The organism is Salinicoccus sp. RF5, assembly GCF_020786625.1.
Lineage (GTDB): Bacteria > Bacillota > Bacilli > Staphylococcales > Salinicoccaceae > Salinicoccus.
In genome coordinates, this window is the sequence record NZ_JAJGRC010000002.1 from 415903 (window position 1) to 435678 (window position 19776).

Sequence of the window (19776 nt, forward strand, 5' to 3'; positions counted from 1 at the left end):
TTTATGTTAAAAATTGAACACCTGCAAATTTCATATGAAAAGTTTGGCCTGCACGTTGAAGGAATAGAATTTCATCAAGGGATGAACATCATTTTGGGTCCGAACGGGGGCGGGAAGAGCTCCCTGATGAAGGGGATCATCGGATATGGTCATGAAATGCTCAATAGAAGGTCGATACAGTTCTGGGGAGAGCCTTTGGAGAGGGTGGAAGGCATCATCAGCTATCTTCCCCAGGAGAATCCGAGGTTCAGGGTACTTGTCCATGAATATCTTACGATGACCAGCGGAAGTGTGTCAAAAAGGGTATTCGATGAAACTGTCATGCATTTTGCTCTGGAATATTTACTTGGACATTCGATAGAAAGCCTCTCCGGTGGAGAATTCAAAAGGGTCCAATGTGCACAGATCGCGCTGGAGGATAAGCCGGTAATCATGCTTGATGAGATGGAGCAGGGGCTTGATATGAACTATCAGCACGAAATGATGGATTGGATATGCAGGGAGGGGGAGGGCAAAGTGATAGTTGCGAGTATGCATGATGCTTCACTCGCCCTGACATATGCAGATACAATTACACTGGTAAAGGACGGCAGGGCAGAAGGCCCCATGCCGTCAGCCTCAGTGACGAGTGAAATGCTATCCGCATGCTACGGCCTGCCATTGACGGTCAGACGGCAGGAAGGTGTGGCCCTGGTCTATCGCAACCTGCTATAGAATTGCGCCGAGGGCTCCAGAATACTCACCGTTATGGATGATGTGGGCTTTCGCCCCCTTCAAGCCGGCATAGCGGTTGATGATGTCCTTCATGACGTTGTTATCCAGCAGGGTGGAGCCGATGAACACCATGTCATTGGTTTCAAAACCTTCAGCCAGACTGATGCCGACTGCAGTCACAGTTTCACCGACGAGACCTATGACCGCCTGAAGCTTATCTTCAGGACCCATATCTGAGGTGTTCCCGGAGAGGACATTGCCGAAATTGCTTGCTGTAAGGTCTCCCGGAATCGGCGTCGGCCTGCCGGCATAGATATGGTGCACTTTGAGGTCGATTTCATCCCTGTTGCCCTTCTCGGCCAGGCGTATGATCTCCTCGTAGTCATCCATATCGACCAGCAGTTTCGCCAGCCCTATCAGGGTGCCGCCGCCGACGCCTGAACCTCCGACGCGCTCCTGGCCGTCCGGGGAAGCGTGATGGAAACTTGTGCCGGTTCCGACATTCAAATAGACGAAGTGGTCGAGGGCGATGCCCTGCTCCTCCATAAGGATCTTCAATCCCCGGTATGTAGCATCGAACTCTATCGAGGTGCCGACAGTGTTTTCCAGCTTCTCGGCCATGTATTCCGCCTTGCCGCCTGTCAGGAAGATCTGGTCTGCTGCATGTTCCCTCTTCAGTTTCCCAATCAGCTGATCGATTTCCGTAGATGGCCATTTTTCGAATTTCCTGGACCCATTTTCCAAATATGCCACTTTTATGAGCGTACCGCCTGCATCAATTCCAATTTTCATAAGTTGCCTCCACATAAAAAGAATGTCATTGGCTCCATTATACCAATGACATTCTTTATTAGTAATGTTTAATTTTAAGCTTTTCTGCGATCTCTGCGCTGACGGCGCTTCATGGAATCATTCGGTTCACGCCTCAATGATTTCGAAACGGAAATGATCATCGCGATGAGGACGACACCGAAAGGCAGTCCTGCAAGGAGTGATGCTGCCTGCAGGCTCGTCAGACCGCCGGCGATGATGAGTGTGACTGTAAGTGTTCCAAGGAGTACACCCCAGATGATCTTAAGTCTGGTGCTTGGCGAGTCCGTGTTGCCTGATGTCATGCCGGCCACGATGAAGGTTGCCGAGTCTGCTGATGTGACCAGGAATGTGAAGATGAGCAGGATTGAGAGTGCTGAGAAGATCTGCGTCATCGGCAGCTGGTCGAACAGCGCAAACAGGGCAGCTGTATTATCCTCAAGTACGAGTTCTCCGATGTTGGTGCCATTGAAGAGGTCGGAATAGATTGCCGTGCCCCCAAGGGCTCCGATCCATAGGAAGGAGAGCATCGGCGGGATGATCAGTATGCCGAGGACATATTCACGGATGGAACGTCCTTTGGATACACGGGCTACAAACGAGCCGATGAATGGGCTCCATGCAATGACCCATGCCCAGTAGAATACTGTCCATTCCTGAACCCAGACTTCACCGGTATATGGCTGCATGCGGAGGGAGTATCCAACATAGTTTGAAAGGTAGTCCCCAAGACCGACGATGATGCTTTCCATGATGAAGGTGAAAGGCCCCACCGCCATGACGAAGATGGTGATGACTGCAGCGAGCAGCATGTTCAGGTTGCTCAGCCATTTGATGCCGCGCTTCAGTCCTGTTGTAGTGGAGAGTATGAAGAGCCCGGTCATCAGTGCTGTAAGTAAGATTTGAGTGAGTGCACCGGAAGGCACACCGAATGCGATATTGAGACCGCCGTCCATCTGCATGATGCCAAGACCTACAGATGTCGCCATACCGGTTACGGTAGCGATGACTGCAAGAATGTCGATGGATTTCCTCGCCTTCTGGTTATAATTCTCTCCAAGAAGGGGCTCAAGGGATGTTGAAACCAGGCCATCCTTCTTCTTCCGGTATTGGTTGTATCCGATGGCCAGGCCGGCGACACCGAATATCGACCATTGGGAAATGCCCCAGTGGAAGAACGAATATCCCATGGCCATACGGGCAGCCTCGACAGTCTCCGTCTCCCCTCCAGGAAATGGAGATATCATGAAGTGGCTCATCGGTTCTGCGACACCGAAGAATACGAGACCTACACCAAGGCCGGCAGAAAACAGCATGCCGATCCATGAGCGGAATGAGAACTCGGGTTTCGACTGGTCGCCACCGAGCTTGATGCGTCCGTAAGGTGATAGTGCAAGAAAAATTAGAAATACAGCAAAACCGAATACAGCAAGCATGAAGAACCAGCTGAAGTAGTCCGAAATCCATCCATACACCGATTCGGAAGCGATCAGGAACCGGTCAGGGATGATCGTTGCAACGAGTGCTGCAATTACGATGACAGTAGCTGAGACCCAGAATACGAGACCCAGAATGGACTGCTGCCTTTCTTCCCCTTTGTTATTGGATGACTTATCCAAATTGTCGTTGTCCAAAACTTTTCCCCCTAGAATTAAATTGTAATTTAATCTACCCCAACTTTATCATATTAAACACTGCAAAGGTGTTGAATATCGAGCTGACTATTTTATACTTGAAAGGGTATAGTATGTATCATAACAAAACGACAATACATGTCAAAAGGGGTTCAGGCAAATGAGCGATATACATATCCGGCCATTTATTGAAGAAGATAGAACGAGTCTCGCCGCTTTCAGGTTGAGTGAGCAGCAGCAGATATATTCAAGCCTTCCTGTGGATGTACTGGATGATGCGATTGAAGACTCTGACCGTACACCTTGTGTCGTGTTGAACGAAACAGGCGAAATCGTCGGCTTTTTCGTACTTCATAAACATTATCAGCATGAGGGGTATGCGACTCCCCATGAAGTGGTGTACATCCGTTCGCTCTCGATCAATGAAACGTTCCAGGGCAGAGGGTATGGCACCAGGGTGGCGATGTCCCTGCCGCTTTTCGTACAGGAGCATTTCTCCAATTTCGACCATCTGTACCTGGTGGTCGATGCAGAAAATCAGGGTGCCTGGAACTTGTATGAGCGGGCCGGCTTTGCACACACCGCCACCAAGGAAGACGGGCCGATCGGCAAGGAGCGCCTATACTATCTGGACCTTGATCAGAAGTATGTCCATAACATCAAATTGAAGCGGGATGAGACGGTGGAGTTACCGGATATCAAAGTCGACATCGTGCTCAACCAGAAAAAGCAGGTTGGACATATTGAGGGTGTGCTCAATAGTGAAGTGCTGCATATCTCCCATCTGCATGTCGAGGAGCCGGAGCGGAACCGTGGGGTCGCCTCCAGCGCCTTGAGGCAGCTTGGTACATTCCTGAGGCGTGTGCTCCCGGACGTCCGGGAGCTTATGGTGTACACGGATGATGCAGAACGGAAGACACGGCTGTTTGAAAGGGTCGGCTTTGTCAGGCTTGAAGACGCGGACGGGAAGAAAAGGTTCATGAAGTATATAAACTATTAATTAGTGCTTGATTCATACAGATTTTCGCTGTATGATATCCCTTGATATTCCAGACTGGAAAGGATGAATGAAATGAGACTGGACGAATACTCCAAAGAGATGATGGATGAGAACTCCTTCATCGAAATGTCATATATGTATCTGCAGGATGCCGGCAAAGAGGCGAACCTGTATGACATCATCGATAAGTTCAAGGAAATCGGTGGGTACTCCGATGAGGAAATCGAAAACCGTGTGCTGCAGTTCTATACTGACCTCAATACGGATGGCAGGTTCCTGAGTACAGGGGATGGTGTATGGGGTCTTAGGGACTGGTATTCCATCGATGACATTTCCGACAAGATCGCCCCTACAATCCATAAGATCGAGCTTGCTGTAGAAGATGAGGAGCCGCAGATTGCAGAGGATGAGGATGACAGTGTGAGTGATGCATTCGACCAGGATAAGGATCTTGTGGAATCCGACGTGGAGAATCTCGATTCCCCAATCAACGGAGCTGAAGTTGAAGCTGAAGATGACCTCGACGACCCCGTGGATGAAACAATCGGGGAAAACGTCGAATATGACGATACAGACGAACTTGAGGACAGCTACGAGGATAAACCTGATCTCTAGGACTGCAACTTCCAGTTGACATTCATTAGAAAAGTGATATTATTTTTATTGGGCTCCCTGAAAAAGGGATTGTAAAGAAAGGCTCCTTTTCACCAAGTGTGGAAGGGGGCCATTTTTTATTTGCAGGCGGGAAGCGTCGCTGCATCGCCGCATCAGATCGGCCATCAATGACATGATGGCGACCAAGTTCTATAATCACAGGAGGAAGTGCAATGACTAAATATATTTTTGTGACTGGCGGGGTTGTTTCCTCTCTTGGCAAGGGCATTACAGCTGCGTCACTCGGAAGACTGCTGAAGGACCGGGGATTCTCGATTACGATCCAGAAATTCGATCCATATTTGAACGTGGATCCGGGTACGATGAGCCCGTATCAGCATGGCGAAGTGTTCGTCACGGAAGATGGTGCGGAGACGGATCTTGACCTCGGACACTATGAACGCTTCATCGACATCAATCTTCACAAATACTCGAACGTGACAGCCGGGAAGGTATACTCTGAAGTCATCAGGAAAGAACGCCGCGGCGACTATCTGGGTGGGACGGTCCAGGTGATTCCGCATATCACGAATGAAATAAAATCCCGTCTGATACAGGCAGGGGAAGAATCCAACGCAGATATTGTCATCACTGAAATCGGTGGCACGACAGGGGATATAGAATCGTTGCCTTTCCTGGAATCCATACGGCAGCTGAGAAGCGATCTTGGTCGCGAAAATGTCATGTATATACACTGCACGCTTCTGCCATACATCAAAGCCGCTGGAGAAATGAAGACCAAACCGACCCAGCACAGTGTCAAGGAACTGCGCGGGCTGGGCATCCAGCCTGATATGATCGTTGTGCGTTCAGAGCATGCGATGGGCGAAGATTTGAGGGACAAGATTGCGTTGTTCTGTGATATCGACAAGAAAAGCGTCATCGAGGCAAGGGATGAGGAGACGATCTATAATATTGTCATCCGACTCCAGGAGCAGCGTATGGACTCCCTCGTCATCGATCGTCTCAACTTGATGTCCGAGAAAGAAGCAGAGCTCAAGGAATGGAAGCATCTGCTGCAGAACCTGAACAGCATTGAAAGGAAGATTACAATCGGCCTGGTCGGCAAATATGTCACACTTCAGGATGCGTATCTGTCAGTGGCGGAATCCCTGAGGCATGCAGGGTATGAACGGCAGGCCGACATTGACATCAAGTGGATCAACTCCGAACACCTCACGGAGGAGAACTATGAAGCGGAGCTTGCTGAAGTGGATGGCATCCTCGTACCCGGCGGGTTCGGTGAACGTGGAGTGGAGGGCAAGATCTATGCGCTTCAATACGCCCGTCAGAACAATGTGCCGCTGCTCGGAATCTGTCTCGGTATGCAGCTCGCCACTGTCGAATTTGCAAGGAATGTGGCGGGTCTTGCAGGAGCACACTCCAGTGAGCTTGATGAAGAGACGCCACATCCGGTCATCGACCTGATGCCCGACCAGAAAGATGTGGTCGATCTTGGCGGCACGCTCCGCCTGGGCAGTTTCCCTTGTGAAATCAAGGAAGGAACAATCGCGCGCGAACTCTATGGCAAAGCAAGCATAGAGGAACGCCACCGCCACCGCTATGAGTTCAACAACCGCTACAAGGAGCAGTTGGAAGCGGAAGGCATGGTATTCTCCGGTACGTCACCGGATGGCCGTCTGGTTGAAATGATAGAGCTTCGTGACCATCCATATTTCGTAGCTGTACAGTTCCATCCGGAATTCCAGTCCAGACCGACACGTCCACATCCATTATTCCAGGGTCTCATCAATGCATGTGTAAAATAAAGTTTCAAAAGCCATCCGGGCAACTAATTGCCCGGATGGCTTTTTTGGTTTGTCGATCCATAACGATAATCATTGTCATCATCCATAGAAGTTTCAAAAAGGAATTGTAATTTCATTCATATATTGGCGGGTAACCAAGTATAATGGAAGTGAGGGAAGATGCGGGGAGGGAAGGATATGAAGAAACTCCAATTATACTTTACAGTCATTTCGGGCATACTGATTGGACTGGGCTTCTACATTCAACGCTTCACTGATATCACATGGTATCCGGCAGTCTTTGTACTCGCCTTCATCATCGGCGGCTGGTTCCAGGCGAGGGAAGGCATTACCACGACCGTAAATGAGAAGAAATTGAATGTTGAACTGCTGATGATCATTGCTGCGACCGGTGCTTCCATCATCGGCTACTGGTTCGAGGGGGCCATCCTCATCTTCATCTTCAGTGTGAGCGGTACTCTTGAAGCTTATGCAGAGGGCAGGACGCGTGATGCGGTGCAGTCACTCATCAAGATGAAGCCGAATGTCGCCAGCAGGGAGCTGCCCGACGGGGAATATGAAATTGTCGATGTTGAAGACCTCAATATCGGAGATGTCGTCATGGTACGCAGGGGCGATGTGTTTCCGATTGATGGCGTCGTCACAGAAGGCGCGACGGAAGTGGATGAGGCGTCGCTTACGGGGGAATCCGCGCTCGTCACCAAAGAAACGGATGATACCGTGCTGACAGGCTCCATAAATGAAGGTGGGGTCGTTTCGGTGAGGATGACGGTCGATAATGAAGAGACCATCTTCAACAGGATGATTGAAATGGTACGTGAAAGCGAAAGTGTGCCTTCCAAGCGTGCACAGTTCATCGACCGGTTTGAAAACAAATATGTATGGATCGTCCTCATCACGACGGCCTTCATGATGTTCGTGCCACATTATATTTTCGGGTGGAGCTGGAATGAGACATTTTACCGGGCGATGGTGCTGCTCGTAGTCGCTTCACCGTGTGCAGTCGTGGCATCCATCACGCCTGCAACGCTGTCTGCCATCTCGACGAGTGCCAAAAACGGGGTGCTGGTCAAAGGTGGTAAATTCATGGAGCAGCTGGTCGATGTGGACTACGTCCTCTTCGACAAGACGGGGACCCTTACAAAAGGGGAGCCTGTCATCACACATTTTGAAGTCGAGGAAGGTGAGGACCGCAAAAGGATTGCAGCAAATGTGTACGCTTTGGAACGGGGGAGCAACCACCCATTGGCTGTGAGGATCAGCGGGCATTTTGAAGATGCGAAGCAGGAAGGGCTTGAGGCAGAGGACGTCCATGATGTGGTCGGACGCGGGGTTGAAGGTCGTGTTGGCGGCCGTATTTTCCAGGTGGTCAAGGCAGAAGCCGATGATTTCATGGAGCCTTTCAAATCCGAACTCCTCGACACGGGGCATACGGTTACGGTCTATATTGAAGATGGAGTCAAAAAGGCGCTCATCGCATTGAAGGATGTCGAGCGGCCGGAAGCGGCGGAGGTCATCAGGAAGCTCAATGAAATGGGCAAGGAGACGGTCATGATATCCGGTGACAACCCGAAGGCGGCCGAATCCATTGCAAAATCGATCGGACTCAAAAAGGCGATCGGGAACCAGAGTCCTGAAGACAAGGTGCGGCATATCAACGCCTATAAGGAGAAGGGCGTCGTCATGATGGTCGGGGATGGTGTCAATGACGCTCCGGGTATCAAACAGGCGGATATCGGCGTGGCAATGGGGAAAGGCACCGGGATAGCGCTCGAAACGGCAGACATCGTCCTGATGAAGGAGCAGCTTTCAAGGCTGCCGGAAATGATGCGCCTTTCTTCACGGCTTGATGGCGTAATCAAACAGAACCTGACCTTTTCAATTGCAGTCATACTCATGCTGATCGCTTCCAATTTCTTTCAGCTGATCAATCTGCCGATTGGTGTCATCGGGCATGAAGGCAGTACGATCCTTGTCATACTGAATGGGCTGAGGCTGCTCGCCAATAGGGAGTTCAATATGCCTCATTCGTCATTTCATCGACAAGGACAAACAGATGATCATAGAAGTATAGGAATGCAGAGATATAAGGGTTAACAATTTTGTCGAAATTCGGCGTCGGTATGAGGGAACGCGGGGATGACAAATCGATATAATGGTGAAGGTGGTCCATCAATTCAGCTTCATGCTTATTGTAGTTGGAGACCAATACAAATTCCTTCCCGGCATCCTGGAGCGCTGTAATAGCTGACTTGACCTCTTCATCGAACTGGTTGGCGAGGACAAGCACACGGTCGGGCGCATCCACGGCTTCCGGTGAATCGAAGGATCTTGTCTTTGGAAGGGCGAGGGAGCCGGTCAGCAGGAAGGGTTCAATTCCCCTGAAGTCATGGAAGGTCTGCAGGTGGATTTCACCTTCGCTGCCCACTGCCTGGGCGAGGAGGCGTGCGGCCATTTCTATCTCCTCTTCCTGGGCATTTATATGATTGTAGATGTTTGTCAATTGCGTCTGCAGTATTTTATCCATATGAACTCTCCATTCGGCTTGATGGTAATGCAATGTTACCAAAACATTGCCCCGAATTAAATGTTTTTGCTATAATCACGTAAAGGAACGAACTTTTAGGAGGAAACTTACAATGCCTTTAGTATCAATGACAGAAATGCTCAACAAAGCAAGAAAAGAAGGATATGCGGTCGGCCAATACAATGTGAACAACATGGAATTCGCCCAAGCGATCCTCATGGCATCAGAAGAAGAGAATGCACCAGTCATCCTGGGTGTTTCAGAAGGTGCTGCGAAGTACATGAGCGGCATGAAGACTGTGGTCAAAATGATTGAAGGGCTCATGTCCGATATGAACATCACAGTACCTGTGGCAATCCATCTGGACCACGGTTCAAGCTATGAAAAGTGCATAGAGGCTATCGGGGCAGGATTCACTTCGGTCATGATCGATGCTTCCCATGGGCCTTTCGAGGACAACATCGCAACGACGAGAAGAGTGGTCGAGTATGCACATGAGAGGGGCGTTTCTGTTGAAGCGGAGCTCGGTGTGGTCGGAGGACAGGAAGATGATGTCATCGCAGATGGCGTCATCTATGCCGATCCGGAAGAATGCCGCGAACTGGTGGAGCGGACAGGCATCGACTGCCTTGCGCCGGCACTTGGTTCCGTACACGGTCCCTATAAGGGCGAGCCGAATCTCGGCTTCAAGGAAATGGAGGAGATCGGCAACCAGTCGGATATTCCGTTGGTACTCCATGGCGGTACGGGCATTCCGACGAAGGATATCCAGAAGGCGATTTCCCTTGGTACAGCCAAAATTAATGTAAATACTGAAAATCAGATTGCATCTGCGAAACGTGTGAGGGAAGTGCTTGCAAATGATGCAGATGTTTATGATCCACGAAAATACCTCGGTCCTGCGAGGGAAGCGATCAAAGAAACAGTTCAGGGTAAAATCAAGGAATTTGGCACCTCCAACAGAGCCTAGCATGATGAAGCCATCCCGGCCGGGGTGGCTTTTGTTTGATTTATCCATAAAAAATGTATAAAGTTTGATAATATATATTACCATTGCCGATTATACGGTGATTACCCTATAATGAAACAATAACCTAGACGGAGGTGCGATCGATTCATGAAATATTTTATTGATACAGCTAACATGGAAGAAATAAAGGAAATAAATGAGTGGGGTGTGCTTGCGGGTGTAACCACGAACCCTTCTCTTGTCGCAAAGGAAAAAGGCATTTCATTCCATGACCGGCTTGTGGAAATATGCGAACTTGTAGGCGGTCCGGTCAGCGGGGAAGTCATTTCCCTTGAAGCGGATGGGATGATTGAAGAAGGTAGGGAACTGGCCAAGCTCCACGAACATATCATCGTCAAGATTCCAATGACGGAAGAGGGCATGAAGGCTGTTAAAGTATTATCCGGTGAAGGCATCAAGACAAATGTCACCCTGGTGTTCAATACTGTCCAGGCCCTTACCGCTGCACGGGCTGGGGCAACCTATGTGTCCCCGTTCATCGGAAGGCTGGATGATATCGGACTTACAGGCCTCGACCTTATCGCCGACATCAAGCATATCTTCACTGTGCATGGCATCGGTACGGAAATCATAGCCGCCTCCATCAGGAATGAGTCCCATGTCCATGGGTCGGCGGTGGCAGGTGCGGACATTGCGACGATTCCGTACAAAGTTCTGAAGAAATTGACACAGCATCCTTTGACGGATAAAGGCATCGACAAGTTCCTTGAAGATTGGAACAGTATAAAGGACCAATAGGCGGTCCGCCATATAAGGAGAAGAATTATGGGTAAAGAAGTAATTAAAGTCCGGGGCGGCAGAACGCTGTCTGGTGAAGTTGAAATCAGCGGGGCTAAAAATAGTGCAGTGGCACTCATACCTGCATCATTGATGGCTTCAGAAGGGAAAGTCGTATTGGAAGGCCTTCCGGAGATTTCCGATGTCAAAACATTGATGAGCCTTCTGAATGACTTGAATATAGAAACTGAACTCGACGGCACGACGCTTGAAATCAATGCGGAAGATGCAGAGAACATGCCGCTTCCGAACACGAAAGTACAGTCGCTCCGTGCATCCTACTATATGATGGGCGCCATGCTGGCACGCTTCAAGAAATGTGTCATCGGCCTGCCGGGTGGGTGCCCACTCGGCCCCCGTCCAATAGATCAGCATATCAAAGGGTTCGAATCCCTGGGTGCGAAGGTGACCAATGAACATGGGGCGATGTACCTGGTGGCGGATAAGCTGAAAGGTGCCAAGATCTTCTTTGATGTCGTTTCCGTAGGTGCAACCATCAACCTCATGATTGCAGCAAGCTGCGCCGAAGGGAAGACCATACTCGAGAATGTGGCCAAGGAGCCTGAAGTGGTGGATGTCGCCTCCCTGCTGAACAATATGGGCGCAGATATCCGTGGTGCCGGTACAGATACCATTAAGATCAATGGTGTCGAAAAGCTGCATGGCACTACACACAACATCATCCCCGACCGCATTGAAGCGGGCACCTACATGATTACCGGAGCGGCTGTGGGCGATAAATTCACGGTCCGCAACATCATTCCGACCCATATGGAATCGCTCACTGCAAAACTTGAGGAACTGGGTGTGAAGGTTGAAATCGGAGATGATTTTGCTACGATCACAAAGCCTGATGTATACAAGCCGATTTCCGTGAAGACCCAGGTTTATCCCGGGTTCGCTACAGACCTGCAGCAGCCGCTGACGCCTTTACTGTTCATGGCTGACGGTGTGAGCAAGATCACTGAAACCATCTACCCAGCCCGCTTCAGGCATGTGGATGAACTGGTGAGGATGGATGCGAAAATAGAGCAGACCAGTGGCTCGGCACTCATCTTTCCATCCCAGCTTAAAGGTACGCATGTCTATGCAAGTGACCTGAGGGCGGGTGCCTGCCTGCTGATCTCCGGCTTGACGGCAGAAGGTGTAACGACCATCCACAATGTCAACCATATCGACCGTGGATATACGGATATCGTCAAGAAACTCGATGACCTGGGCGCAGAAATCTGGCGTGAGGAAGTCGAAGAAGACTGATGCATAGAGCAAACTCGGACTGCCCGGCAGTCCGAGTTTGCTGTTTTAATGCGGTGTATGCGTCCTGGATCGTCATCTTTCCTTTTATAAAACAATGGTGTAGAATATGGAATGGCTAAAATCCTCCTCTCCAATCATCCCCTCCTGAAAGAGCAGAACCCAATACATGAAAGTGAAGTGAATATATGGCTGAAAGAGAATCCACAGGGTTGAAGTATGAATCCTTCGATGCACTATATAAGAAGAACAATACCAAGGAACTGACTGTGCGTGCGAAAGAGTTGGGGCTCTCCAACTACAGCCGCCTGAATAAGAAGGAGCTTGTCCTTGCCATAATGGAAGCCGAGATGGAAAAGGACGGCAACTACTACATGGAAGGGGTCCTCGATGATATACAGCCGGATGGCTATGGATTCCTCCGGACCGTCAACTTCTCGAAGGGGGAGAAGGATATATACATTTCCGCTTCCCAGATAAGAAGATTTGAACTGAAGAAGGGGGACAAGGTCACTGGAAAGGTCCGGCGCCCCAAAGAGAATGAGAAGTACTACGGCCTGCTGCAAGTGGACTTCATCAATGACCACAATGCCGAACATATCAGGAAGAGGCCCCACTTCCAGGCGTTGACCCCCCTCTATCCCGAGGAGCGCATCAGGCTGGAAAACAAGCCGACCGACCTCTCTACACGCATCATGGACCTCGTCACCCCGATAGGCTTCGGTCAGCGGGGCATGATCGTTGCGCCGCCAAAAGCGGGCAAGACATCCCTGCTTAAGGAGATTGCAAATGCGATCACCAAGAACCATCCGGATACAAAGCTCTTCATCCTTCTGATCGGGGAACGCCCCGAAGAGGTGACTGACCTGGAGCGTTCCGTGGAGGATGCGGAAGTCGTGCATTCGACTTTCGACGAACCGCCGGAGCACCACGTCAAGGTCGCTGAACTGCTGCTCGAGCGGACGAAGCGTCTCGTCGAGATGGGGGAAGATGTCATCGTACTCATGGATTCGATCACCAGACTGGCCCGTGCCTACAACCTTGTCATCCCACCGAGCGGGCGGACGCTTTCAGGCGGACTGGACCCGGCAAGCCTGCACAGGCCGAAGCACTTCTTCGGCGCCGCCAGGAATATAGAGGCGGGCGGCAGCCTGACCATCCTTTCCACGGCGCTGGTTGAAACGGGCAGCCGCATGGATGACGTCATCTATGAGGAATTCAAGGGTACCGGGAATATGGAACTGCATCTCGATCGCAGCTTAAGTGAACGGAGAATCTATCCGGCAATTGACATCAGGCGGTCGAGCACAAGAAAAGAGGAGCTCCTTCTCGATAAGGCGGAACTGGATGTGCTGTGGCAGCTCCGGAATCTCTTCACCGATGCACCCGACTTTACGGAACGCTTCCTGAAGATACTCAAACAGACCCGTACCAATGAGGAGTTCTTTGATGTATTGAGGCAGAGGATGCTTTCTTCCCAATCCACGGGCCGGCCTGTGATCTGATTGGTCTTAACCCCTTGATTTCTTTGGGTAAACCTTGTATAATATGTAAGTATTGAAGTGGGATACCACTAATAAACTCTGTTCCAGATGGTTCAGGGCAAAGGAGCTGGAAATTATGAAACAAGCAATTCATCCGGAATACAACAAAGTAAACGTTGTGTGCTCATGCGGCAACGAATTTGAAACTGGTTCAGTAAACAGTGAAGACATCAAAGTGGAAGTATGTTCTGAATGCCACCCATTCTACACTGGACGCCAGAAATTCGCTTCTGCAGATGGCCGTGTTGAAAAATTCAACAAAAAATTCGGTTTCAAAAGCGCAAACGAATAAGACTATACAACTGTACTGGAGTTACATTCCAGTACAGTTTTTTTGTGTCCAAATATGTTATAATTGACGAGATTAAAGAGACGAAAAGGTGAAAATTACATGTTTGATCAACTCGAAATAATTGAAAACAGATATGAACAACTCAATGAAATGCTGAGCGACCCCGACGTTGTCAGTGATTCAGACAAGCTCAGGGAATACTCGAAGGAGCAGAGCGATCTCCAGAAAACCGTGGAAGTCTACAGGGAATATAAGCAGAAGAAGGAAACGATCGAAGAGTCCCGCATGATGATGAATGAAACGGATGACAAGGAAATGCTCGAGATGCTCAAAGAGGAGATTTCCGAATCTGAAAAGGCGATTCCAGGAATCGAAAGCCAGTTGAAGCTTCTCCTCATTCCAAAAGATCCAAATGACGACAAGAACGTCATAATGGAAATACGCGGGGCAGCAGGTGGCGATGAAGCCCAGATTTTTGCAGGAAACCTGTTCCGCATGTACTCGCGCTATGCCGAAGAGAACGGGTGGAAGACGGAAATCGTTGAAGCGAATGCCAATGATCATGGAGGATACAAGGAAATCAGTTTCCTGATACAGGGGAATGGCGCCTACTCCAAGCTCAAATTTGAAAATGGGGCGCATCGTGTACAGCGTGTGCCGGAAACGGAATCCGGCGGCAGGATCCATACATCCACCGCTACAGTCGCAGTACTGCCGGAAGTGGAGGATGTGGAGGTGGAGATCCGCAACGAAGACCTCAAGATAGACACCTACCGTTCAAGCGGTGCCGGCGGACAGCACGTCAATACGACGGATTCTGCAGTGCGCATCACCCACCTGCCGACAGGCACGGTGGTCACTTCCCAGGACGAGAAGTCACAGATCAAGAACCGAGAGCGGGCCATGAAGGTGCTGAAAGCGCGTGTCTACGACATGATGCTGCAGGAGGCCGAGGCTGAATATGCAGAGAAGCGGAAGAGTGCTGTCGGGACAGGGGACCGTTCCGAGAGGATCCGGACATACAACTATCCGCAGAACCGTGTGACAGATCACAGAATCGGCCTGACCATCCAGAAGCTCGATCAGATCATAGAAGGGAAACTGGATGAAATCATCGATGCCCTGACGATCGAAGAACAGACGAGCAAGCTGGAAGAATTGAATAATGCATCCCTATAGCTACAGGGAGATGATCAAAGAGGCGAAAGCCTCTTTGAGCGTATCCGGAGGAGAAACACGGCCGGCGATGCTCCTGCTTGAAGACCTCTTCGGCATGGGGACGGTGGATTTCCTCATGGATGGCGACCGTGAGGTGCCTCCATCCGACTATGAGCGGTATAGTGAGGCGCTGGGACGCATCATAGATGGGGAACCATACCAGTATGTCGTAGGTTCAGCTTGGTTCTATGGCGAAAAGTTCAAAGTGTCGAAAGAAACGCTGATACCCCGTAATGAGACGGAAGAGCTCGTGGAGCTTGTGTTGGCACTGGAACAGGATGACGGCAGGAAAGTTGTGGACATCGGGTGCGGCACCGGAGTCATCGGATTGACGCTGGCGGCTGCATGGCACAGCAATGAAGTGATCCTGACCGATATTTCTGCTGCGGCACTTGATGTCACCAGGGAAAATGCGCGCAGCCTGGGGGTCTCCCCCGAAATGATGCAGGGGGACCTGTTTGAGCCATTGACTGAAGAGGGCGTGAAAGTCGATTGTGTGATTTCAAATCCGCCCTATATTGGCTATAATGAAATGGAAGACATGGGTGACTCTGTCGTAAACCATGAACCTGCACTGGCACTGTTTGCTGAAGACGAAGGCCTTGGTCTTTATAAAAGAATGGTGGACCGGCTGGTGGATGTACTGCGTCCTGGAGGCTCCGTCTATTTTGAAATCGGCTGGAGACAGGCAACGGCCCTCTCCAACTATGTCACGGCACGCTGGCCGAAAGTGGAGCCGCAGGTGAAGAAGGATATGAATGGGAACGACAGAATACTCTATTTCAGATGGGAGGTCTAGCATGGATACAAAAATCTGGGAAATCAGGACGGAACAGCTGAAGGATCGGACTACCGAAGAAAAGATGAAAGAAATCAGGACGGCGCTGGAATATGGAGAAGTGGTCGGCATACCGACCGAAACCGTCTACGGTCTGGCAGGTGATGCAAGGAATCCGGAGGCGATACATAAAATATTCGCAGCGAAAAATCGGCCGGGTGACAATCCGCTCATTGTACATATATACAGCATGGATCAGCTTGAAGACTTCACTGAGCCGTTGGACATGAAGGTGCGCACCTTGATGAAGCATTTCTGGCCCGGTCCGATTTCGTTCATCCTGCCGCTGAAGGGGAACATGCTCGCCAGCAATACTGTAGCGGAACTTGATTCGGTTGCGGTCAGGATGCCGAGCCACCCCGTAGGGCATGCCATACTTGAAAAAGTCGGCTTCCCCCTTGCCGCCCCCAGTGCGAACCTGAGCGGCAAACCTTCACCTACACACTACAGTCATGTCATCGACGATCTGAATGGCAAGGTGTATGGCGTTGTTGCAAGCGATCCTGCCACCTACGGACTGGAGAGCACGGTGCTTGACTGCACCCAATTCCCCTACCGCATCGCAAGACCCGGAAGCATCACCAAAGGGGCACTGGAAAACGTCCTGAAAGAGACCGTCAGCAAACATGAGGGAGTGGCAGAAAAGCCGATCGCCCCAGGGATGAAGTATAAACATTATGCGCCGCGCCAACCCATGGCCGTCATCGAAGGCGGCCTCAGGAGCAATACGCATCTGAGGGTCGAGGAGGGACAGAAGATCGGGGTCATCGCTCCGGAAGCCGTCCGGGGCCATGTGCCGGAACACGCATACTTCATCAGCCTGTGCTCAGGTGAGGATGATTACCGGGAAGCGGGGCGCAATCTATATGCCGCCCTGAGGAAGATGGATAAATCGGATGTCGATCTGATCTATATCCATGGCTTCCCCAAGAGTGAAGCGACTGAAGCAGTGATGAACCGGATCTATAAGGCCACTGGAAATGAGATAATAAGGGAAGATCCGAAATGAAGATCATTTTTGTGTGTACAGGCAATACCTGTCGCAGTCCTTTGGCTGAAAGCTATGCCAAAACGCAGTTCCGTAATGAAGGGACTGCTTTCGAATCGAGGGGTCTTATGGTCTTCGCAGATGGCATCAGTCCCCTCTCGAAGAGGATAATTGAACGGGAGGGCCTGGAAGAGCCATCATCGCCCCGGCAGCTGATGGGGGAAGATACAGAAGAAGCACTCCTGCTGGTGATGACCAAAGCCCACAAGAGGGTGGTGAAGGACCAGTTCCCAAGTTCGGATGTGCGTATGATCAGCGAATTTTCCGAAGGCACCGTGGAAGATGTCATCGACCCCTACGGGGGGAGTGAAGCGGATTATGAACGTGCTTTCCGCCAATTGAAGCAATTTATTGATAAATTCAGACTGTAATTTGCCCATGACAACTTTTTTATGGAGACATTTGATATATAATGAAGGTGAGGTGAAGAATATGAAAGTGATTATCGCTTCCGACCATGGAGGGTTCAACCTGAAAAACTCCATTGTCCAAAAATTGCAGGACACAGGGGTGGATATTACGGATTTCGGTCCGGACTCCAACGACTCCGTAGACTATCCGGATTTTGCCCGCCCTGTAGCGGAGAAGGTTGCTTCCGGAGAATATGACCGGGGCATCCTGATCTGCGGTACCGGCATTGGAATGAGCATTACGGCAAACAAGGTCCGGAATATCCGGTGTGCCCTCGTGCATGATACTTTTTCCGCTAAAGCCACACGCGCGCATAACGACTCCAATATGCTGGCCATGGGAGAACGGGTCATCGGCCCGGGACTCGCAGATGATATCGTGGATATCTGGCTCAACACGGAGTATGAGGGAGGTAGACATGAACGAAGAGTTTGCAAGATTGAAGAATGACCTGGATGTTCTGATCGAGCAGCTGGAAGCGTCGGATTTCTTCAAGGAGGGGGAGGACCTTCTGATAGGCTGCTCCACTTCGGAAGTCATGGGACACCATATCGGCAAGGAGAGTTCCATGGAAGTCGCCGAGCTTATATTCGACGCCTTCCATCAGGCGGCAGAGCGCAATCGGCTGAACATCATGTTCCAGGGCTGTGAGCATATCAACCGGGCAGTGACAATGGAATATGATGTGGCACGCGCGCACAAGTATCCGCCGGTCAGTGTCGTACCGCACCGGTCTGCCGGGGGCAGTCTGAGCGAATACGCCTATCATCATCTTTCCCGGCCGGTGGTGGTTGAACATGCTGCTGCAGACCGGGGAGTGGATATCGGACAGACCCTGATCGGTATGCACCTTCATCATGTGGCAGTGCCATTCAGGGTGGAGCAGAAGACAGTCGGCAAAGCGAATGTCACTCTTGCATATTCCAGACCAAAACTCATTGGAGGTCCTCGCGCAAATTATTAAACAAACATTTAAGGAGAGAAGACATGTCATTTATCGAATCACAAGACCCGAAACTTTTTGAAACAATTGAAGCAGAGCTTGATCGTCAAAACAACAATATTGAACTGATCGCCTCAGAGAACTTTGTATCGGAAGCGGTCATGGAAGCCCAAGGTTCAATACTCACCAACAAATATGCTGAAGGCTATCCCCACAAACGTTATTATGGCGGTTGTGAAAATGTAGATGTTGTGGAAGATCTCGCACGGGAACGTGTGAAATCCCTTTTTGGCGCAGAGCATGCCAATGTTCAGCCTCACTCCGGCTCCCAGGCGAATATGGCCGTCTATTTCTCAGTTCTGAAGCCGGGAGACACTGTTCTCGGCATGAACCTGAACCATGGTGGCCACCTGACGCACGGCAGCCCAGTCAACTTCAGTGGTAAGCTTTTCAACTTTGTAGATTATGGTGTGAGAAAAGAAGATGAATTGATCGATTATGACGAACTCCTTAAAATTGCCAAGGAGCACAAGCCGAAAATGATCGTTGCCGGCGGAAGCGCCTATACACAGACGATCGATTTCAAGAAGTTCCGCGAAATTGCAGATGAAATCGATGCTTATCTGATGGTCGACATGGCCCACATTGCAGGACTCGTTGCAGCTGGCCTGCATCCAGACCCGGTCCCGTATGCCGACTTCGTCACGTCTACAACGCACAAGACATTGAGGGGCCCGCGCGGCGGACTCATCCTGACAAAAGAAGAGCACGCGAAAAAAGTGGACAAGAACATCTTCCCGGGAATCCAGGGCGGACCACTCATGCACATTCTTGCAGCGAAGGCTGTGGCTTTCGGTGAGGCGCTGAACCCTGAATTCAAGGAATATCAGGAGCAGGTCATCAAAAATGCGAAAACGCTTGCTGGAAGGCTTTCAGAAAAGGGACTGCGCATCGTTGGCGGCGGCACCGAGAACCATATCGTCCTCGTCGATGTGAAAAGTTTCGGTCTGACAGGCAAACAGGCAGAAGAGGCACTGGATGAGATCGGAATCACATGCAACAAGAATACCATTCCTTTCGATGAGGAATCCCCATTTGTAACAAGTGGAATCCGTCTTGGAACTCCGGCGATGACCAGCCGTGGCTTCAAAGAGGAAGAAATGCAGGAAGTGGCTGACCTTATCGCGGAAACACTTACGGCTGTCACAGAAGGTACGAAGTATGAAACGCTGAGGGACAGAGTGAGTGCGCTGACATCCAAATTCCCACTATATAAATAAATTGACCATGCCGGAGTGGGGTGTCCCCATTCC

Annotated in this window: 20 protein-coding genes; 17 read left to right on the forward strand and 3 right to left on the reverse strand. The window is 50.4% G+C overall.

Annotated elements, in window-relative coordinates:
- Positions 1 to 81 precede the first annotated feature (81 nt).
- On the forward strand, positions 82 to 714 hold the full coding sequence (locus LLU09_RS08915; protein WP_370632490.1) for an ATP-binding cassette domain-containing protein: 633 nt from the start codon (positions 82 to 84) through the stop codon (positions 712 to 714).
- Here the strand turns inward: LLU09_RS08915 and coaW are convergent.
- Positions 709 to 1506 (reverse strand): type II pantothenate kinase, encoded by a 798-nt coding sequence (gene coaW, locus LLU09_RS08920; protein WP_228311434.1) that lies wholly within the window; start codon positions 1504 to 1506, stop codon positions 709 to 711. The two genes, LLU09_RS08915 and coaW, sit on opposite strands and share 6 nt — an antisense overlap.
- A gap of 74 nt (positions 1507 to 1580) precedes the next feature.
- On the reverse strand, positions 1581 to 3158 hold the full coding sequence (locus LLU09_RS08925) for a BCCT family transporter (RefSeq protein WP_228311435.1): 1578 nt from the start codon (positions 3156 to 3158) through the stop codon (positions 1581 to 1583).
- Positions 3159 to 3318: 160 nt separating this feature from the next.
- Here LLU09_RS08925 and LLU09_RS08930 point away from each other — a divergent pair, with 160 nt between their 5' ends.
- The 4 genes from LLU09_RS08930 to LLU09_RS08945 all read left to right on the forward strand — a co-directional run bounded on the left by LLU09_RS08930 (position 3319) and on the right by LLU09_RS08945 (position 8678).
- The gene (locus LLU09_RS08930; RefSeq protein ID WP_228311436.1) at positions 3319 to 4158 is read left to right on the forward strand and encodes a GNAT family N-acetyltransferase; all 840 of its coding nucleotides are present in this window, start codon (positions 3319 to 3321) and stop codon (positions 4156 to 4158) included.
- A gap of 72 nt (positions 4159 to 4230) precedes the next feature.
- Positions 4231 to 4773, forward strand: a complete 543-nt coding sequence (rpoE, locus tag LLU09_RS08935) for a DNA-directed RNA polymerase subunit delta (RefSeq protein WP_228311437.1) — start codon at positions 4231 to 4233, stop codon at positions 4771 to 4773.
- A gap of 212 nt (positions 4774 to 4985) precedes the next feature.
- Positions 4986 to 6581 carry a CTP synthase gene (locus LLU09_RS08940; RefSeq protein WP_228311438.1) on the forward strand — a complete coding sequence of 532 codons (1596 nt, stop codon included), beginning with the start codon at positions 4986 to 4988 and terminating at the stop codon, positions 6579 to 6581.
- 177 nt (positions 6582 to 6758) lie between these two features.
- Entirely contained in the window at positions 6759 to 8678 is a 1920-nt protein-coding gene (locus LLU09_RS08945) for a heavy metal translocating P-type ATPase (protein ID WP_228311439.1), read from the forward strand.
- Here the strand turns inward: LLU09_RS08945 and LLU09_RS08950 are convergent.
- Positions 8596 to 9108 carry a DUF2529 family protein gene (locus LLU09_RS08950; RefSeq protein ID WP_228311440.1) on the reverse strand — a complete coding sequence of 171 codons (513 nt, stop codon included), beginning with the start codon at positions 9106 to 9108 and terminating at the stop codon, positions 8596 to 8598. The genes LLU09_RS08945 and LLU09_RS08950 overlap by 83 nt on opposite strands.
- Positions 9109 to 9220: 112 nt before the next feature.
- Here LLU09_RS08950 and LLU09_RS08955 point away from each other — a divergent pair, with 112 nt between their 5' ends.
- The 12 genes from LLU09_RS08955 (at position 9221) to glyA (ending at position 19743) form a co-directional block, all read left to right on the forward strand.
- On the forward strand, positions 9221 to 10078 hold the full coding sequence (locus LLU09_RS08955; RefSeq protein ID WP_222998847.1) for a class II fructose-bisphosphate aldolase: 858 nt from the start codon (positions 9221 to 9223) through the stop codon (positions 10076 to 10078).
- Positions 10079 to 10225: 147 nt separating this feature from the next.
- On the forward strand, positions 10226 to 10876 hold the full coding sequence (fsa, locus tag LLU09_RS08960) for a fructose-6-phosphate aldolase (protein WP_228311441.1): 651 nt from the start codon (positions 10226 to 10228) through the stop codon (positions 10874 to 10876).
- A gap of 27 nt (positions 10877 to 10903) precedes the next feature.
- On the forward strand, positions 10904 to 12172 hold the full coding sequence (locus LLU09_RS08965) for a UDP-N-acetylglucosamine 1-carboxyvinyltransferase (protein WP_228311442.1): 1269 nt from the start codon (positions 10904 to 10906) through the stop codon (positions 12170 to 12172).
- 185 nt (positions 12173 to 12357) lie between these two features.
- A complete protein-coding gene (gene rho, locus LLU09_RS08970; RefSeq protein WP_228311443.1) occupies positions 12358 to 13674 on the forward strand; it encodes a transcription termination factor Rho in 1317 nt (438 codons plus the stop codon).
- 115 nt (positions 13675 to 13789) lie between these two features.
- A complete protein-coding gene (rpmE, locus tag LLU09_RS08975) occupies positions 13790 to 14005 on the forward strand; it encodes a 50S ribosomal protein L31 (RefSeq protein ID WP_040105959.1) in 216 nt (71 codons plus the stop codon).
- Between the two features lie 99 nt (positions 14006 to 14104).
- Complete coding sequence (gene prfA, locus LLU09_RS08980; protein ID WP_040105958.1) at positions 14105 to 15184, forward strand: peptide chain release factor 1; 1080 nt, start codon at positions 14105 to 14107, stop codon at positions 15182 to 15184.
- Positions 15171 to 16022 carry a peptide chain release factor N(5)-glutamine methyltransferase gene (prmC, locus tag LLU09_RS08985; RefSeq protein ID WP_228311444.1) on the forward strand — a complete coding sequence of 284 codons (852 nt, stop codon included), beginning with the start codon at positions 15171 to 15173 and terminating at the stop codon, positions 16020 to 16022. The genes prfA and prmC overlap by 14 nt, the downstream gene beginning before the upstream one ends.
- Position 16023: 1 nt before the next feature.
- The gene (locus LLU09_RS08990; protein ID WP_228311445.1) at positions 16024 to 17070 is read left to right on the forward strand and encodes an L-threonylcarbamoyladenylate synthase; all 1047 of its coding nucleotides are present in this window, start codon (positions 16024 to 16026) and stop codon (positions 17068 to 17070) included.
- Positions 17067 to 17480: an arsenate reductase/protein-tyrosine-phosphatase family protein gene (locus LLU09_RS08995; RefSeq protein WP_228311446.1), complete on the forward strand. Its 414-nt coding sequence runs from the start codon at positions 17067 to 17069 to the stop codon at positions 17478 to 17480. The genes LLU09_RS08990 and LLU09_RS08995 overlap by 4 nt, the downstream gene beginning before the upstream one ends.
- A 61-nt stretch (positions 17481 to 17541) precedes the next feature.
- Positions 17542 to 17970, forward strand: coding sequence for a ribose 5-phosphate isomerase B (gene rpiB / locus LLU09_RS09000; RefSeq protein ID WP_040106182.1), 429 nt, complete (start codon positions 17542 to 17544; stop codon positions 17968 to 17970).
- The gene (locus tag LLU09_RS09005) at positions 17939 to 18484 is read left to right on the forward strand and encodes a TIGR01440 family protein (RefSeq protein WP_040105954.1); all 546 of its coding nucleotides are present in this window, start codon (positions 17939 to 17941) and stop codon (positions 18482 to 18484) included. The genes rpiB and LLU09_RS09005 overlap by 32 nt, the downstream gene beginning before the upstream one ends.
- A 23-nt stretch (positions 18485 to 18507) precedes the next feature.
- Positions 18508 to 19743 (forward strand): serine hydroxymethyltransferase, encoded by a 1236-nt coding sequence (glyA, locus tag LLU09_RS09010; RefSeq protein WP_228311447.1) that lies wholly within the window; start codon positions 18508 to 18510, stop codon positions 19741 to 19743.
- Positions 19744 to 19776: the final 33 nt, after the last annotated feature.

Coding starts and splice junctions, on each gene's coding strand:
- LLU09_RS08915 (WP_370632490.1), top strand. CDS start 82: ATGAACATCATTTTGGGTCCGAACGGGGGCGGGAAGAGCTCCCTGATG.
- coaW (WP_228311434.1), bottom strand. CDS start 1,506: ATGAAAATTGGAATTGATGCAGGCGGTACGCTCATAAAAGTGGCATAT.
- LLU09_RS08930 (WP_228311436.1), top strand. CDS start 3,319: ATGAGCGATATACATATCCGGCCATTTATTGAAGAAGATAGAACGAGT.
- rpoE (WP_228311437.1), top strand. CDS start 4,231: ATGAGACTGGACGAATACTCCAAAGAGATGATGGATGAGAACTCCTTC.
- LLU09_RS08940 (WP_228311438.1), top strand. CDS start 4,986: ATGACTAAATATATTTTTGTGACTGGCGGGGTTGTTTCCTCTCTTGGC.
- LLU09_RS08945 (WP_228311439.1), top strand. CDS start 6,759: ATGAAGAAACTCCAATTATACTTTACAGTCATTTCGGGCATACTGATT.
- LLU09_RS08950 (WP_228311440.1), bottom strand. CDS start 9,108: ATGGATAAAATACTGCAGACGCAATTGACAAACATCTACAATCATATA.
- LLU09_RS08955 (WP_222998847.1), top strand. CDS start 9,221: ATGCCTTTAGTATCAATGACAGAAATGCTCAACAAAGCAAGAAAAGAA.
- fsa (WP_228311441.1), top strand. CDS start 10,226: ATGAAATATTTTATTGATACAGCTAACATGGAAGAAATAAAGGAAATA.
- LLU09_RS08965 (WP_228311442.1), top strand. CDS start 10,904: ATGGGTAAAGAAGTAATTAAAGTCCGGGGCGGCAGAACGCTGTCTGGT.
- rho (WP_228311443.1), top strand. CDS start 12,358: ATGGCTGAAAGAGAATCCACAGGGTTGAAGTATGAATCCTTCGATGCA.
- rpmE (WP_040105959.1), top strand. CDS start 13,790: ATGAAACAAGCAATTCATCCGGAATACAACAAAGTAAACGTTGTGTGC.
- prfA (WP_040105958.1), top strand. CDS start 14,105: ATGTTTGATCAACTCGAAATAATTGAAAACAGATATGAACAACTCAAT.
- prmC (WP_228311444.1), top strand. CDS start 15,171: ATGCATCCCTATAGCTACAGGGAGATGATCAAAGAGGCGAAAGCCTCT.
- LLU09_RS08990 (WP_228311445.1), top strand. CDS start 16,024: ATGGATACAAAAATCTGGGAAATCAGGACGGAACAGCTGAAGGATCGG.
- LLU09_RS08995 (WP_228311446.1), top strand. CDS start 17,067: ATGAAGATCATTTTTGTGTGTACAGGCAATACCTGTCGCAGTCCTTTG.
- rpiB (WP_040106182.1), top strand. CDS start 17,542: ATGAAAGTGATTATCGCTTCCGACCATGGAGGGTTCAACCTGAAAAAC.
- LLU09_RS09005 (WP_040105954.1), top strand. CDS start 17,939: ATGAACGAAGAGTTTGCAAGATTGAAGAATGACCTGGATGTTCTGATC.
- glyA (WP_228311447.1), top strand. CDS start 18,508: ATGTCATTTATCGAATCACAAGACCCGAAACTTTTTGAAACAATTGAA.